The organism is Pseudodesulfovibrio tunisiensis, assembly GCF_022809775.1.
Taxonomy (GTDB): domain Bacteria; phylum Desulfobacterota; class Desulfovibrionia; order Desulfovibrionales; family Desulfovibrionaceae; genus Pseudodesulfovibrio; species Pseudodesulfovibrio tunisiensis.
Genome location: NZ_CP094380.1, coordinates 1,563,809 through 1,580,179, shown reverse-complemented (window position 1 = coordinate 1,580,179; position 16,371 = coordinate 1,563,809). Strand labels below are relative to the sequence as shown.

Below are 16,371 nucleotides of genomic sequence, written 5' to 3'. Positions count from 1 at the left end.
CCTCAGGGGGATGTGCTGGTGTTCGGGGATTTTGTCGAGCCGCCCGTGGGGCTGGATGCGCCCGGTCTGTTTCGGTTTGCGCTGGAAAACAACGGGGCAGCCGTGTTCGCGCATCCCTTTCGGGGAAGGGGGGCGGTGGACGGACGAGGCCATGCTGCGCGGTGCGCGGCCTGTTGTGGAAGTGGAGAACGGACGCAATTCCCTTGCGGAAAACCGTCTTGCCGTGGACCTTGCCCGTCGCCACGGCCTGACGGCGTGCGCCGGATCGGATGCGCACACCCTGTCCGAACTGGGCACGCACCCCACGCATTTCCTTTCGCCAGTGACCTGCCTGGCCGACCTGACGTCCGCCCTGCGGTGCGGCGCGTGCGAACCGGCCCTGTCCCGTGCCGAGGCCGTCTGATCGCCGTCTATTCCGAAGGGATCAGGAATGACGTGACCTTGCGCACGCCGTCCACATCCCGGGCAATGCGCTTGGCCGTGGCTTCATCGTTCCGGCTTCGCACCATGCCCAGCATGATCACCTCACCGTTGAACACCTCGGTTTCCACCTGCGTGGAACTGAAATCCTTTTCTGCCACGAGCCGCGTCCTGACCTTGGCCGCTATCTCCAGATCCGTTGCCATGGTGTCGCTTTTGCGCACGAAATGGCGCTTCACGTTGCGCACGCCATCGGTCGACTTGGCGGTTTCCAGAGCGAACACCTGAAATCCGGGATCATCCAAAGCGCCGACAAGGTAGACGTTGCCCAGAAAAGAGTACACCTTGACACCGAGTGCCTTTTTCGCATCCCGGTCGGCGAGCTTGGCCTTGATGGACAGGGATATTTCCTTGTCCGCGGCCTGATCGGCCAGACCTCTCTCGTCACGCGCCGCATCGTAGATGGCTCCCCATGGAGTCCATGCCAGGTTTATCATGGCGAATCCGATGACGGTGAGGCACAGTGCGATGTGTGAGAGTCGTGTCATGCGTCCTCCAAACGGCTGGGTGTTGAAAAAGGTGTGGAAAAAATGCGATGAGATGCAAGTCGCCTTCTTGACAGATTGGAAATGCGGTTTATTTTTCAGTCTGGAATCGCATAAGTTTTTCGCTCCAGCAAGGAGAAACGCCCGTAATGGAATACAAGGACTACTACAAAATTCTCGGTGTCTCCCGCTCGGCTTCCAAGGACGAGATCGCAAAGGCGTTCAAGAAGCTGGCCCGGAAGTATCACCCCGACCTCAACCCCAACGACCCCGGGGCGGAAGCCAAGTTCAAGGAAGTGAACGAGGCGTATGAGGTGCTCAAGGACCCGGAAAAGCGGAAAATGTATGACCAGTTCGGTTCAAACTGGGAACATGGTCAGAATTTTCAGCCGCCTCCGGGGTACGAAAACGTGCATTTCGACTTCGGCGGAGCCGGAGGCCCGGGCGGCGGATTCTCCGGTGGCGGGTTTTCGGATTTCTTTGAGACCATCTTCGGCGGCGGAGGTGCGGGATTCCGCAGCGGCTTTCAGCAGTCGGGCGGTTTCCAGCAGCGTCCCCGACGCGGCGCGGATTCCGAGGCAATCTACGAATTGACTCTGGACGAGGCCTACAAGGGGGGCAACAAGTCCATCACCCTGCAGGAACAGTCGACCGGCCCGGACGGACGGCCCAGAACCACGACCAAGACTCTGGAGGTCAAGGTCCCGGCCGGAGTCAAGGACGGCCAGCGCATCCGTCTGGCCAGCCAGGGGAATCCCGGCATGGCCGGAGGCGCCAAGGGAGATTTGTATCTCAAGATCAAGCTGCTGCCGCATCCGTTGTTCACGGTCAAGGACTGCGACGTGATTCTGGACCTGCCCCTGTCTCCGTGGGAAGCCGTGCTCGGCACCAATGTGCGTGTTCCCACTCTTGATGGCGTGGTCGAGATGAAGATTCCTCCGGGAATCGGTTCCGGCAAGAAATTGCGCATTCGCGGAAGGGGACTCGGTTGCGGCGTCAAGCGCGGCGATCAGTTCGTGCGCATCATGATCCAGACCCCGGATCGCGTTTCCGGCGAGGAAAGGCGGCTCTGGGAGGAACTCAGGGAAAAATCGGCATTCACGCCGAGAAACTTCTAGGAGCGGCCATGGTGTTCAAGAAATTCAGGGAGCTTGATCTTCGGATGTCCGGCACGAACCTGCCCGAACGGTCCGATTGCGTGGCTTGGAATCAATTGGTGGAGCTGACCCAGATTCAGCCTGCGGATGTTGCCGAATTGCTTGAACTGGGCTGGATTGAGCCTGCCAAGACCGGGGCGGACGAATATCTTTTCCGTCTCAAGGACGTGTACCGCATCATCAGACTGATGCGGCTGGTCAAGGATCTGGACGTGTCCCTGAACAGCGGGTCCATCATCGTGGACCTGCTGGAACGGGTCGAGGAACTGGAAAAGGAAATCAAGGCGTTGAAACGGCTGGTTTAGCGGCCCGGCCCGGAAGGGCCGCAAACAAGGTTCAGTCCCGTCAGCCGTATTTTCCGCTTTCGGTTCTGGACTTTTTTTGCGGCCGATCATCGGGCCGTGACTGCGGTCTTGTGAACTGTCGCTGCATTTCGGAATACAAGGAGGAACACATATGGACCCCAACAAATTCACGCGAAAAACGCAGGATGCCGTGTCCGAGGCCCAGAATCTCGCCATTCGCCACGGTCATCAGCAGATAGATTGCGAACATCTTCTTCACGCCCTGGCTTCGCAGGAAAACGGCCTTGTGCCGCAGGTGCTCGAAAAGCTGGGCGTGAACCCGGCCGCCTATGTCGCGGAACTGGACAAGGAGATCGGCAGGCTGCCCAGAGTGAGCGGCCCGGGCGCTCGTCCGGATCAGATAGTGATCACGCCCCGGCTCCAGAAGGCGCTGGTGGCGGCGGACGACCATGCCAGGCGAATGCAGGACGAATTCGTGAGCGTGGAGCATCTCTTCCTTGCGTTGCTGGACGAACCTTCGTCCACTGGCGCGGGCAGGGTGAATCGGGAGTTTCGTCTGGACCGCGACCGGGTGCTTTCCGTGCTCACCGAGGTCCGGGGCAGCCAGCGCGTGACCTCGGACAATCCCGAGGCCACCTATGATTCCCTGAAGAAGTACGGCCGCGATCTGGTCGAGGAGGCGCGCAAGGGCAAGCTTGATCCGGTCATCGGCCGCGATGCCGAGATTCGGCGCGTGATCCGCATTCTGTCCCGCCGCACCAAAAACAACCCGGTGCTCATTGGCGAGGCCGGCGTGGGCAAGACCGCCATTGCCGAGGGACTGGCCCAGCGCATCGTCAAGCAGGACGTGCCCGAAGGCCTCAAGGACAAGACCGTGTTCGCTCTGGACATGGGCGCACTCATTGCGGGCGCCAAGTATCGGGGCGAATTCGAGGAGCGGCTCAAGGCCGTGCTCAAGGAGGTCCAGTCCTCGGAAGGCCGCATCATCATGTTCATCGACGAAATCCACACCATTGTGGGCGCGGGCAAGACCGACGGCGCAATGGACGCGGGCAACCTGCTCAAGCCCATGCTGGCGCGCGGCGAACTGCACTGCATCGGTGCGACCACCACGGACGAGTATCGCAAGTACATCGAAAAGGACCCGGCACTGGAACGCCGTTTCCAGACCGTGATGGTGGAAGAACCCGGCGTGGAGGACACGATTTCCATTCTTCGTGGTTTGCGAGAGCGGTTCGAGGTGCACCACGGCGTGCGCATTTCCGACGGTGCCGTGGTGGAGGCGGCCGTGCTGTCTCACCGGTACATTTCCGACCGTCAGTTGCCGGACAAGGCCATTGACCTGATTGACGAGGCTGCGGCCATGATTCGTACCGAAATCGATTCCCAACCCTACGAGCTGGACAAGGTCAATCGTCAGATCATGCAGCTCGAGATCGAGCGCGAGGCCCTGAAGCGCGAGACCGACAAAAAGTCGGCGGAGCGGTTGAAGAAGATCGAAAAGGAGCTGGCCGACCACAAGGAGGCGCAGGCCGCACTGCTTGCCCAGTGGGAGAACGAGAAGGGCGGCATCGAGCGCGTGCGCAGTCTCAAGGCCGAGATCGAGGCCGTGCGTCTGGAGATCGACGAGGCCAAGCGCGTGCTGGATTACAACCGCGCTGCCGAACTGGAATACGGCAGGCTCAACTCCTTGAATAATGAATTGGCCGAGCGGGAACAGGTGCTCCAGTCCGGAGACGGTCCGCGCATGGTCAAGGAGGAGGTCGGTCCGGACGACGTGGCACAGGTCATTGCCCGCTGGACCGGCATTCCGGTGTCCAAGCTCATGGAGGGCGAGCGCGACAAGCTGCTCAAGCTGGCCGACGTGCTGCACGAGCGCGTCATCGGTCAGGATCAGGCCGTGCAGGCCGTGGCCGACGCGGTGCTGCGCGCCCGGGCCGGACTCAGGAATCCCACGCGTCCCATCGGATCGTTCATCTTCCTTGGTCCCACGGGCGTGGGCAAGACCGAACTGTGCAAGACCCTGGCCTCGGCCCTGTTCGATTCCGAGGACAACATGATCCGCATCGACATGTCCGAGTACATGGAAAAGCATACGGTCGCACGGCTCATCGGTGCGCCTCCGGGCTACGTGGGCTACGACGAGGGCGGTCAACTGACCGAAGCGGTCCGGCGCAAGCCGTACTCCGTGGTCCTGTTCGACGAGATCGAAAAGGCGCACCACGACGTGTTCAACGTTCTGCTCCAGATTCTGGATGACGGACGGCTCACGGACAGCCATGGCAGGACCGTGGACTTCAAGAACACGATCATCATCATGACCTCCAACCTCGGCGCGGAATTCATGCTGGACGGCATCGACCAGTCCGGCGAGTTCCGGCCCGGGGTCGAGGAACAGGTCATGGAGGTACTGCGACATCATTTCCGGCCCGAATTCCTGAACCGCGTGGACGAAACCGTACTGTTCCGTCCTCTGCATCCGGAACAGCTCATGGGCATCATCGACCTGCTCGCAGCCGGATTGCGCAGGCGGCTCGAGGATCGCAAGATCGGTCTGGAACTGACGGACAGGGCCAGAAGGTTCATTGCCGAGGCTGCGTATGATCCGAATTTCGGCGCGCGTCCCCTGCATCGGTATCTTCAGGTTCATCTGGAGACCCCGCTTGCCCGGCGCATCATTGGCGGCGAGCTTGCGGACGGGGAAAACGTGACCGTGGATGCGAATGAATCCGGGCTGATATTCAAGTAATTCAAGAAGACAAATGAAAAATCCGCCAGCGTCCCCTTGCCGGGAAGCTGGCGGATTTTATATTATACGTATGTGGTATGAATTATCATTGACCCAACGCCAAGCCCCGGATAACGACCTTGGCTCCAAGGAGGGTGTTTGTGCGGAGAATGTTTTTCAGGCTGTTGCCTTTTGCCATGCTTTTCCTGTTTTCGGCGGCCCCCGGCGCGGCCATGCAGGTTCCGGAACAATATGCAAATGGCATCATGGTAAGCGGTTCGGCTTCCATGCCCCCGATATGTTCCCTTGGACTGAACGGCGAGGCAAAGGGGTTGGCCGTGGATTTGTGGCATGCATGGTCGGTCAGAACCGGGGTGCCGGTAAGGTTTGTGCTGGGAACATGGCCGGAATCATTGGCAATGGTACGCGACGGCAGGGCCGATGTGCATAGCGGACTTTATTTCAGCAGGGAACGGGAGTCCTTTCTCGATTACGGCGAGCCCTACGCCGTATTGCTGGACAAGCTGTTTGCACGCAAGTCCCTTGGTGCCTCGTCCGTGGCTGATCTCGCAGGCAGGAAGATCGCCATTCTGCGGGAAGGCTATTCCGAGTACCATATGAACAAGTTTTATCCCGGCATGATAACCGTGGCGTTCGATTCGTCCGAGGACATGGTCAGGGCGGCAGTGGAAGGGCGGGTGGACGCCTTTCTTACGGAATATCCCACGCTTCAGTATCAGCTCGGCGCCATGGCCGCAAATGACGATTTCGTTGCCGTGCAAGTCATGTATGAAATGACGCTCCATCCGGCAGTGTCCAAGGGCAATGGAGAGTTGCTCGATCTGATCGACCGGGGATTTGCGGAAATTCCCGCCAAGGACAGGGAGCGTATCAAGCGGCGGTGGATTCCCGAGGAACCAGGCATGCCCAAGTGGCTCGTGCCTTCCATCGTGATCGCGGCCCTTGTGCTTCTGGGGGTCGTACTCTGTCTGCTTTCCGGCGGACGTTGCATCAGCCGGAGTCTGTGATTCCCGTTTCGGAGCCGCTTCAGCTCCGGCTTTCCAGAAAATTCGCGGCCCGTGCTTCGGACCAGTAGGTTTCTCCCCGGTCGAGCGGCATGAAGCCGACGTGCCCGCCGTATTTGGGCATTTCCAGAAACAGGAACGGACTGGTTCCGGCCTGCTGCTCGGGATAGCACGATCTGGACAGGAACGGATCGTTTCTGGCCTGCACCAGCAGGGTGGGGATGCGGATGCTGTCCAGAACACGAAGCGACGAGCATTTTTCATAGTAGTCCGTCGCATCCCGGAAGCCGTGCAGCGGGGCTGTGTATCTGTCGTCGAACGGGGCGAACGCCTTGATGCGGTCCAGCCCGTCCGTGTTCACCAGTTCCGGGAACATGTTTGCCTTGATCCGTACCTTTTCGCGCAGTCCCTTCATGAAATATTCCATGTAGACCCGGTTTATGGTCCGGCTCATGACCCGACACGATCCGGCCAGATCGCACGGCACCGAGAATACGGCCGCGCATTTGACCTGACTGGGCACCTTGTCCGGGTTTTCCCCCAGATATTTCAGGGTCTGGTTGCCCCCCATGCTGAACCCGACAAGCGCGGCTTCGGCATATCTGCCCGTTGCGAGACCATGGCAGAGCACGGTGTGCAGGTCGTCGGTCACGCCCGAATGGTAGAGGCGGGGCAGTCGGTTCGGTTCCCCCGAGCACCCCCGGAAGTTCAGGCAGATCACGTCCCAGCCGCGTCGGGTCAGTTCCCGGGCCATGCCCAGCGGATACTTCTTGCGCGAATTTCCTTCCAGACCGTGGCTGACCACGGCCAGCCTGTGCGCATTGCCGGACGAACATTCGTGCCAGTCGATGTCCAGAAAGTCCTGATCCGGAGTTTCGATGCGTTCCCTGCGCGGTTCGGCCTCGGGCTCGGGCCGGAACAGCGTGGGATACATGGTCTGGACATGTCCGCTGGTGAACGGGAAGCGGGGTGAATAATCGGGCGTGGGCAGTGTGGGCATGGCTGAGTGTGTACGGCGGTGCGGTTCGGATGTCAAAGGCGGAAAATTCATTGCCACCTGTCGGGAAGAGTGTCTATCCTGCCGCAGAAACACCAGAAGGATGGATTTGCAGTGTCTCTGTATGAATTCGACGATATCCGGAACTATGCGGAAATTCTTGTCCGGGCCATGGAGCGCACGCGGGGCATGCCGTTTCGAAACGGCGACATTGTGGTCATCCGCTACGACATCCCGGGGCTGGCTCTGGCCGAGGCCGTGTATTCCCGGCTCATGGACGCGCATCTGCGGCCCGTGCCCATGGCGAGCCCCACCCCGAACATGGAAGTGGAGCGGTACATGAATTCCAGCTACGGCCAGCTCATGTTTCAGCAGCCCGGGCTGGAGGAGCTGTATTCCCGGGCAGCCGGAGGCATCTCCATTCTTGCGCCCGAAGACCTGACTCATCTTCAGACCGTGGACCCGCGTACCATTGCCGAGGCGCGCCGGGCCGAGGAACCGTGGCGGGCCGTGCTCAGACGGCGCAGGAATTCCGGGGTGCTGGGGTGGACCACCTGCATCTATCCCACGGAAGCCCTTGCCCTTGCCTCGGGCATGAAGCTCGAGGAATACGCCTACGCTCTTGCCCGTGCCTGCTGGTTGAACATGCCCGATCCCGTGGCCGAGTGGAGGCGGCTGGCCCGCGAATCCCGCGAGATATGCGACTGGCTGGATTCCCTGTCCATTCAGTCCCTGCGGGTGGAGTCGGAAAACATCGATCTGCGGATCGGACTGGGGGACAACAGGCATTTCGAAGGCGTGAACGGAGTGAACGTTCCGGGCAGCGAAATATACATCGCCCCGGACTGCCGCGAGGTGGACGGCGTGTATTTCGCGGATCAGCCCACCATCCGTTACGGACGCCTCGTGCTCGGAGCCATGCTGGAGTTTTCCGGGGGCGTGGCCGTGCGCACCTCGGCCGAGCGCGGCGAAGTGTTTCTGCAGAACCAGCTCCATTCCGATGCCGGAGCGCGGCGCATCGGGGAGTTCTCCCTCACGGACAAGCGGTTTTCCCGCGTGGACCGATTCATGGCCCACACCCTGCTGGACGAAAATCTCGGCGGCGAGTTCGGCAACTGCCACATTGCGCTGGGCGGTTCGGTACTGGAGTGCTTTTCCGGCGCGTGCGAACTGCTCACCCCGGAGATGGAAGCATTGCTCGGGTTCAATGCTTCGTCCCTGCACTGGGACCTGGTGAACACGGAAAGCAAGCGTGTCACGGCCCGGCTTGCGGATGGCAGTCCCCGACTGATCTATGAAAACGGGATGTTCAGATTATAACCTGATGCCCGGCAGGGCTGTGTGCTGCTCGATCTTCTGCCGATTATTGCACATTTCTCCCCACCGGCCCCATTGACAACCTTTCCGCTGTGTTTATGTTTCGGAATAAGCCTCGCTTCGGCGGGGTTTTTCATGCGAAAATCCAATGAAGGAAATGTAATAGATGGCCAAACAGACCAAAGACACGGAAGTGCCCATCAACGGGATCGACGAGGAGCCCCTGTTCGGCGGCGAAGCCGGGCAGGAGGGCGACGCTCCGGTCGAGGAAGCCGAGGCCGGGGAAACCCAGAAAATGGACCTGAGCCAGGAAGAACTGGAAGTGCTTTGCCGGGAAAACGTGTGCCCGAACTGTGAGCGGGAACAGGAGGCAGCCCAGATGCGCCTGCGCGTGCTGGCCGACTCCGAGAATCTGCGCAAGCGGCTCATGCGCGAGACCGAGGAAATGAAGAAGTTCGCGGCGGAATCCGTTCTGGCGGACCTGCTGCCCGTGCTCGACAATCTCGACCTCGCTCTGGCGCATACCGGTTCCCTGGACGGCGCCTGCAAGAATTTCGTCGTGGGCGTGGACATGACCCGGAAGATTTTTCTGGACACCCTCAAGGGACACGGGCTGGAACTGGTGGAAACCACGCGCGGCACCGAATTCAACCCCGAGTTCCATGATGCCGTGGGCACTGCCCAGGATCAGGAACTGGCAGACAACACCGTGACCCAGATGGTGCAGGCGGGCTACGTGCTCAAGGGCAGACTGCTTCGTCCGGCCAAGGTCATGGTCAACAAATTATCGTAAAGGATCGCCCCGGGGGTTTACAACCCGAATCCGGTGCTTATTGAAGAAAAAGCGCTTCGCTACTGAAACGAAACAAGATTTTACAGAGATAATCGAGGAGGAACTTTTTATGGGCAAGATCATCGGGATCGACCTCGGAACCACCAACTCCTGTGTATATGTGATGGAAGGCAAGGACCCCAAATGCGTGACCAACCCCGAAGGGGGCCGCACCACGCCGTCCATTGTCGCCTTCACCGACAAGGAGCGACTGGTCGGCGAAATCGCCAAGCGTCAGTCCGTGACCAACCCGGACAAGACCGTGTTCGCCATCAAGCGCCTCATGGGCCGCAAGGTGGACTCCGCGCAGGTCAACAAGTGGAAGGAACACTGCCCCTACAATATCGTTCCCGGCAACAACAATGATGCCTGGGTCGAGATCGCGGGCAAGAAGTACAGCCCGCCCGAAGTGTCGGCCATGATCCTTCAGAAGCTGAAGAAGGATGCCGAGAACTATCTGGGCGAGACCGTGACCGAGGCCGTCATCACTGTTCCGGCCTACTTCAACGACTCCCAGCGTCAGGCCACCAAGGACGCTGGCAAGATCGCCGGTCTTGAGGTCAAGCGCATCATCAACGAACCCACTGCCGCTTCCCTGGCCTACGGCTTTGACAGGAAGACCAACGAGAAGATCGCGGTCTTCGACCTCGGCGGCGGAACCTTCGACATTTCCATTCTGGAAGTGGGCGACAACGTCGTGGAAGTGCGCGCCACCAATGGCGACACCTTCCTTGGTGGCGAAGACTTCGACCATCGCATCATTTCCTATCTGGTGGACGAGTTCAAGAAGGAGAACGGCATCGATCTCGGACAGGACCGCATGGCTCTCCAGCGCCTCAAGGAAGCTGCGGAAAAGGCCAAGCACGAGCTGTCCAGCTCCATGGAGACCGAGGTCAACCTGCCGTTCATCACGGCCGACCAGAACGGTCCCAAGCACCTCATGGTCAAGATCAGCCGCGGCAAGCTGGAAAAGCTGGTCGAGGATCTGGTCGATCGTACCGTGGAACCCTGCCGCAAGGCCCTCAAGGACGCCGGTCTTTCCGCTGGTGACATTGACGAGGTCATCCTTGTGGGCGGCATGACCCGCATGCCTCTGGTGCAGGAAAAGGTGAAGCAGTTCTTCGGCAAGGAACCCAACCGCAGCGTGAACCCGGACGAAGTCGTGTCCATGGGCGCGGCCATTCAGGGCGGCATTCTGGCTGGCGACGTCAAGGACGTGCTGCTGCTGGACGTAACGCCTCTGTCTCTCGGCATCGAGACCATGGGCGGCGTCATGACCCGGCTGATCGAGCGGAACACCACCATCCCGACCAAGAAGTCGCAGGTGTTCACCACCGCTTCCGACAATCAGCCGTCCGTGTCCATCCGCGTGTTTCAGGGCGAACGCCCCATGTCCGCAGACAACAAGCTGCTCGGCAATTTCGAGCTCTCCGGCATTCCGCCGGCGCCTCGCGGCGTGCCGCAGGTCGAGGTCGCCTTCGACATCGACGCCAACGGCATCGTGCATGTCAGCGCCAAGGACCTGGGTACCGGTCGTGAACAGTCCATCCAGATCACCGCGTCCTCCGGCCTGAGCGACGACGAGATCGATCAGATGGTCAAGGACGCCGAGTCCCACGCCGAAGACGACAAGAAGAAGCAGGAGCTGATCGAGGCCCGCAATCAGGCTGATACTCTGGTCTACACCACGGAAAAGTCCCTGCGTGATCTGGGCGACAAGGTGGACGCCACGCTCAAGGGCGACATCGAGACCAAGGTCGAGGCCCTGAAAAAGGCGCTGGAGTCCGACGACCTCGATGCCATCAAGAAGGGCACCGAGGAACTGTCCCAGTCCTCCCACAAGCTGGCTGAACAGCTCTATGCCCAGCAGGGCCAGAGCCAGGCCGGAGCCGGTCCCGAGGCCGGACCGCAGGCTGGTCCCGCCACGGACAAGAAGGATGACGACGACGTGGTCGACGCCGACTACACCGAGGTCAAGTAAACCAACTTGCCTTGAGTGCGTAAGCAAAGTATAGCATTACCCGGTCTGCGGCAGCGCAGGCCGGGTTTTTTCATGCCAATCCATCCGGACGGATACAACGCCATGCACGCACGACACATATCGACCCGAGCGGGCAGGTTTGCCGCTCTTCTGGCCCTGCTCGCGCTTTTCGCGGTTTTTGCCTGGGGGTGCGCCGCGCCCAAGCAGGTAAAGAGCGTGGAACTGCTCTCCACGCCCAACCTGCTTCAGGAAGCGGACGCCGCCTGGCGCGCTCGGGAGTTTGCGGCTTCGGAGCTCTATTACAGCAAGGCTCTGGAACGCGCGGATCTCGCCGCGAACCGCCTTTCCCTCGTCTATTCCCGGCTGGCGCAGAGCGCCTATGCCTCGGGACATTTTCAGCAGGCACGCATCGCCTTGGAAAAATGGGCGAATCTCGACGCAAAAGCTTTGGGGAAGTGGGACTGGGAACGCACCTATCTGGATACGCTCAAAGGGCTTGGCAAGGATCAACGGCTGCACAACCATCTGGAATGGATGCTGCGCAGCACCAACCTGCCGTGGCAGACCCGTCGGGATGTGGCCCTGTGGTTTTCCGGCTATTATCTGGAACGCGAGGACTATGAACTCGCTCTCGGCGTGCTGGAAGGCTTTTATCGTCAGGCCCCGGATCGTGCGGATTGCGGCGCGTTTGAACAGACCTTTTCCAAGATGCTGCGTGAGTACGGCGACAACGATGTCGAGAATCTCGCCAAGGCCGTGACCGCGGAAAACCAGTGGCGGTTTCCCTATGCGCTGGTCGCGTTCGACAAGGCCGCACGTCAGGCCGTGGACAGTGACCTCTGGCCCCGTGCGTGGCGCAGGCTGCGCAATATTGCGGCCCATGCCCAACTCGCTGACCGGACCGCCCTTGAATCCGCGTTGCAGACCCTTGAGAGCCGCCATGGCACCCCCCGGGTGGGCCTTGCGCTGGCATTGCCCCTGACCGGCCCCTATGGCAAGGTCGGCGCCGAGATTCTTCGCGGCGCGGGACTGGCCCAGTGGACCATGGCTCAGGAGGGCATCGACCTCGACGTCAAGGTGATCAACACCATGGCTCCGGGCTGGGAAAAGCGGCTGTCCGAAATGCCGTCCCAGTACGCCGTGGTGGGCGGTCCCCTGCGCATTGACGCGTTCAAGGGGCTGCTGGGCGCGACTGGACACAGCGTTGTGGGCCAGCGTGTGTTCTTCACCTTCCTGCCGTCCCTCGGCGAACTTCAGGAGGGCAGGGATGCATGGCGGTTCTTTTCCAGCCGGAACGACGAGGTGCGCAGTCTGGTGCATCTGGCCGTGGACCAGCTCGGCATCAAGGACCTTGCCGTGTTCTATCCCAAGGAGAAGTTCGGCCGCACCATGGCCCAGACCTTCTACCGCGAGGCCCTGCCGCTCGGCGGACGCATTCGGGGCATGGAAGCCTATCCCTCCCGTGATCTCCCGGCATGGGGCCGGAGCATTGCCCGGCTTCTGGACGTGCCCGACGATTTTTCCGACAACAAGGATGCGCCATTGCCCATGCCGGATTTCGGGGCCGTGTTCATCCCGGACGGCTGGAATCAGGCCCAGAATCTGCTGCCCAACTTCTTTTTCTATGAAGGGGACCAGCTTCTGTTCCTCGGCCCGAGCCTGTGGAGCCGTGCGCTTGACCGGGCCAAGGGCATCGAGGAACACTACTACCGTCTGGCCGTGTGCCCGGGCGCGTGGTGGCCGGACAGCGAGGGCGGGCGCAGCCTGCAACGCGCATTGACCGAGGAAGGGCTGGGACATGCCGATTTCTGGGTGGCCCTCGGCTACGACTTCATCCGCTTTGCGGGCAGATTCGGCACGGTGCCCGCCTCATGGTCGCCCGAGGATGTGAACAATCGCATCGCCTCGGCCCAGAACATGGATTTCAGCATGGCTCCCATGACCTGGGACGAACAGGGCGTGGCCAGTCAGGAACTTTTTCTCTTCAGCCCCAACCGTAACGGCAAGGAGCTGGTGAACGTGGAAAGGCTCACGGCGCGCATCGAGCGGGCCAAGGAACGCCGCGCCAGGCGCGTGGAAGCCTATGAGCAGCGCCTTGAGGAAGAAAAGGCCAAACAGGAACAGAGCGTATTTGCTCCGGGCCTTTAGCCCGGTCGAAAGCATAGGAGTTTCAGCATGAAGATCAGCCCGGAAGAAGTGGACAAGGTCGCCCGTCTGGCGCGGCTCGACCTGCCTCGGGAAAAAGTGGAGCTGTTCGCCGGGCAGCTCGGCGACATCCTCGACTACATGGACAAGCTCGGCGAGCTGGACACCTCGGACGTGGACCCCATGTACAGCCCGGTGGAGCATACCACCGTGCTTCGCAAGGACGAGGTGAAAAAGGAATATTCCCGCGAGGACGTGCTTTCCAACGCGCCCGAGCAGGACGGCCAGTTCTTTGTCGTGCCCAGAATCGTCTAATCGCAACCCAACGAAATCATCATGTCCGATCTTCATACCAAGACGCTTTCCGAGCTGCGCGAGGCCCTGCTTGCCCGCGAAGTCACTGTGGAACAGGTTGTCCGGGCCTGCCTGGACCGTATCGAGGCGACTGAGCCCGAGGTGCATGCGCTGATCAGCGTGCAGGCCGAGGAGGCCCTGAAACAGGCGCGCGAAATGGACGCTGCCGGACCCGATCCGGACAAGCCGCTCTGGGGCGTGCCCATGGTGCTCAAGGATTTGCTTGCCACCAAGGGCGTGACCACGACCTGCGCTTCGAAAATCCTGGAAAATTTCGTTCCGTTCTATGACGCCACCTCGGTCGCCAGATTGCGCGAGGCCGGGGCCGTGTGCATTGCCAAGGCAAACATGGACGAGTTCGCCATGGGGTCTTCCACGGAGAATTCCGCGTTTCACACCACCCTGAACCCATGGGACACGGATCGCGTGCCCGGCGGTTCCTCGGGCGGTTCCGGTGCGACCGTGGCTGCCTGTCAGGTGCCTGCCGCACTGGGCACGGACACGGGCGGGTCCATTCGTCTGCCTGCGTCCTTCTGCGGCATCGTGGGCCTCAAGCCGACCTATGGCCGGGTTTCCCGGTTCGGCATGGTGGCCTACGGCTCCTCCCTTGACCAGATCGGTCCCATGACTCGCAGCGTGGAGGACGCGGCTCGCGTGCTTCAGGTCATTGCCGGGCATGATCCCAAGGATTCCACGTCCGTGGATTGTCCGGTGCCGGATTATCTGGCCGCGCTCGGACGCGGGAATCTGGACGGCGTGACCATCGGCCTGCCCGAGGAATACTGGGGCGAAGGGCTTGATCCCGAAGTGGAGAACGCATGCCGCGCCGCCATTGCCAAGGCCGAGGAGCTGGGCGCAAAGACCGTTCCGGTGTCCCTGAAGCTCACGGACTACGCCATCGCCACCTATTACATCATTGCCATGGCCGAGGCGTCCTCCAACCTGTCCCGGTTCGATGGCGTACGTTACGGCCATCGGAACAGGGATGCCGAGGAACTCATCGACATGTACACCCGTTCGCGCACCGAAGGGTTTGGCGACGAGGTGCAGCGCCGCATCATCATGGGCGCATACGTGCTGTCCTCGGGCTACTACGATGCCTACTACCGCAAGGCCGCGCAGGTGCGTCGTCTGCTGCGCCGGGATTTCGACAAGGCGTTCGAGCAGTGCGACCTGATCGCCGGGCCGGTCTGTCCCACCGTGGCCTTCAAGGCCGGTGACAAGGCCGATCCGCTCCAGATGTATCTGATGGACATCTTCACCATTTCCGCCAATCTTGCCGGTCTGCCCGGCATGAGTCTGCCCGTGGGACTCGGCGCGGATTCGAAGATGCCTGTCGGCCTCCAGTTCATGGGCCGCGCCTTCAGCGAGGAACTCATGCTTGGTGTTGGCGAGTGTCTGGAACGGAACCTTGAAGCCATGCCGGTTCCGGAAATGTAGTTTCGCAATATTTGCATTGTTTTGAAGCGGCCCTTTCCCTTGCGGGAAAGGGCTTTTTTGTTGGAGTTGCACCAGCTTGGTTACCCGTGCCGGGCGAAGCAATTCGCCGTAGACTGCGCGCCAGCTTTTTGAGGGAAGATTTCGCCCTTCCCGGGCGACCAACTTTTACGCCAAGGCGGGTAAAAGTTGGCAAAAGCCGCCTTTTGGGACCGCCACAGCCGTGCGCGTTTCCTACTTGATCAAGGCTGTTCTGTCGTGCGTTCGCTACTGGGACGGAAGCCTTGATCAAAGGGAAACGGTGGGGAGTTGGTTGGGCCGGGGGAGTTCGGTAGGGCCGAGGCGACTTTTCACATCTGGAACACTGTCTCTTACTGTGACCGAATTTCGGCTCGCGAGGGCTTGGAACCAGTCGAAGCGACCGAAGCCGGGGCGATGCGGTTTCCGGAGGAAACGTCGCAATCGCCCGGCGGGAGGGCGTTACTGGTTCCTGCCCGAGGGAGTCGGGAGCACAGTGCGTAGAGGCTTTTTTTTCGTTTATTTTTTTGCCTCAACAAAAAAATGAACTCGCCCGGGAAGGGCGAAATCCTTACCTTGCAGGATGGCACGGCAAAGGCGGCGCGGCTACGCGCCTTGAAGAGGTGGGGCTGTGCCAGCTTGGGGGCTGTGCCGGGCGAAGCAATTCGCCGTCAACTGCGCGCCAGCTTTTTGAGGGAAGATTTCGCCCTTCCCGGGCGACCAACTTTTACGCCAAGGCGGGTAAAAGTTGGCAAAAGCCGCCTTTTGGGACCGCCACAGCCGTGCGCGTTTCCTACTTGATCAAGGCTGGTCTGCCGTGCGTCCGCCGCAGGAACGGGTGCCTTGATCAAAGGGAAACGGTGGAAGGTTGGTTGGGCCGAGGGAGCCTGGTAGGGATGAGGCGACCTCTCACGCTCGGAACAGTATTCCTTACTCAGATCGGATTTCGGCTCGCGAGGGCTTGGAACCAGTCGAAGCGACCGAAGCCGGGGCGATGCGGTTTCCGGAGGAAACGTCGCAATCGCCCGGCGGGAGGGCGTTACTGGTTCCTGCCCGAGGGAGTCGGGAGCACAGTGCGTAGAGGCTTTTTTTTCGTTTATTTTTTTGCCT

The 16,371-nt window shown here is 60.7% G+C and carries 13 protein-coding genes; 11 read left to right on the top strand and 2 right to left on the bottom strand.

Features of this window, described 5'->3' with window-relative positions; all coding sequences use genetic code 11:
- Positions 1–151: 151 nt before the first annotated feature.
- The gene (locus MPN23_RS07805) at positions 152–403 is read left to right on the top strand and encodes a PHP-associated domain-containing protein (RefSeq protein ID WP_243547134.1); all 252 of its coding nucleotides are present in this window, start codon (positions 152–154) and stop codon (positions 401–403) included.
- A gap of 7 nt (positions 404–410) precedes the next feature.
- Here MPN23_RS07805 and MPN23_RS07800 read toward each other — a convergent pair whose 3' ends face one another.
- Entirely contained in the window at positions 411–968 is a 558-nt protein-coding gene (locus tag MPN23_RS07800; protein WP_243547133.1) for a BON domain-containing protein, read from the bottom strand.
- Positions 969–1,114: 146 nt separating this feature from the next.
- On the opposite strand from MPN23_RS07800, the gene MPN23_RS07795 reads away from it, so the two are divergent.
- The 4 genes from MPN23_RS07795 (at position 1,115) to MPN23_RS07780 (ending at position 6,183) form a co-directional block, all read left to right on the top strand.
- Positions 1,115–2,083, top strand: a complete 969-nt coding sequence (locus MPN23_RS07795; RefSeq protein WP_243547132.1) for a DnaJ C-terminal domain-containing protein — start codon at positions 1,115–1,117, stop codon at positions 2,081–2,083.
- A gap of 8 nt (positions 2,084–2,091) precedes the next feature.
- A complete protein-coding gene (locus MPN23_RS07790; RefSeq protein WP_243547131.1) occupies positions 2,092–2,427 on the top strand; it encodes a chaperone modulator CbpM in 336 nt (111 codons plus the stop codon).
- 151 nt (positions 2,428–2,578) lie between these two features.
- On the top strand, positions 2,579–5,176 hold the full coding sequence (clpB, locus tag MPN23_RS07785) for an ATP-dependent chaperone ClpB (RefSeq protein WP_243547130.1): 2,598 nt from the start codon (positions 2,579–2,581) through the stop codon (positions 5,174–5,176).
- A 149-nt stretch (positions 5,177–5,325) separates the two neighbouring features.
- On the top strand, positions 5,326–6,183 hold the full coding sequence (locus MPN23_RS07780; protein WP_341540111.1) for a transporter substrate-binding domain-containing protein: 858 nt from the start codon (positions 5,326–5,328) through the stop codon (positions 6,181–6,183).
- A 19-nt stretch (positions 6,184–6,202) separates the two neighbouring features.
- Here MPN23_RS07780 and MPN23_RS07775 read toward each other — a convergent pair whose 3' ends face one another.
- Positions 6,203–7,180, bottom strand: coding sequence for a YheT family hydrolase (locus MPN23_RS07775; protein WP_243547128.1), 978 nt, complete (start codon positions 7,178–7,180; stop codon positions 6,203–6,205).
- A gap of 111 nt (positions 7,181–7,291) precedes the next feature.
- On the opposite strand from MPN23_RS07775, the gene MPN23_RS07770 reads away from it, so the two are divergent.
- From MPN23_RS07770 to gatA, 6 genes are all read left to right on the top strand, one after another.
- Positions 7,292–8,497 carry an aminopeptidase gene (locus tag MPN23_RS07770; protein ID WP_243547127.1) on the top strand — a complete coding sequence of 402 codons (1,206 nt, stop codon included), beginning with the start codon at positions 7,292–7,294 and terminating at the stop codon, positions 8,495–8,497.
- A gap of 163 nt (positions 8,498–8,660) precedes the next feature.
- Entirely contained in the window at positions 8,661–9,287 is a 627-nt protein-coding gene (locus MPN23_RS07765; RefSeq protein ID WP_243547126.1) for a nucleotide exchange factor GrpE, read from the top strand.
- A 109-nt stretch (positions 9,288–9,396) separates the two neighbouring features.
- Positions 9,397–11,307, top strand: a complete 1,911-nt coding sequence (dnaK, locus tag MPN23_RS07760; protein ID WP_243547125.1) for a molecular chaperone DnaK — start codon at positions 9,397–9,399, stop codon at positions 11,305–11,307.
- Between the two features lie 102 nt (positions 11,308–11,409).
- Complete coding sequence (locus tag MPN23_RS07755; protein WP_243547124.1) at positions 11,410–13,455, top strand: type 1 periplasmic-binding domain-containing protein; 2,046 nt, start codon at positions 11,410–11,412, stop codon at positions 13,453–13,455.
- A gap of 27 nt (positions 13,456–13,482) precedes the next feature.
- Positions 13,483–13,767: an Asp-tRNA(Asn)/Glu-tRNA(Gln) amidotransferase subunit GatC gene (gene gatC / locus MPN23_RS07750; protein ID WP_243547123.1), complete on the top strand. Its 285-nt coding sequence runs from the start codon at positions 13,483–13,485 to the stop codon at positions 13,765–13,767.
- A 21-nt stretch (positions 13,768–13,788) separates the two neighbouring features.
- Positions 13,789–15,246, top strand: a complete 1,458-nt coding sequence (gene gatA, locus MPN23_RS07745; protein ID WP_243547122.1) for an Asp-tRNA(Asn)/Glu-tRNA(Gln) amidotransferase subunit GatA — start codon at positions 13,789–13,791, stop codon at positions 15,244–15,246.
- Positions 15,247–16,371 lie beyond the last annotated feature (1,125 nt).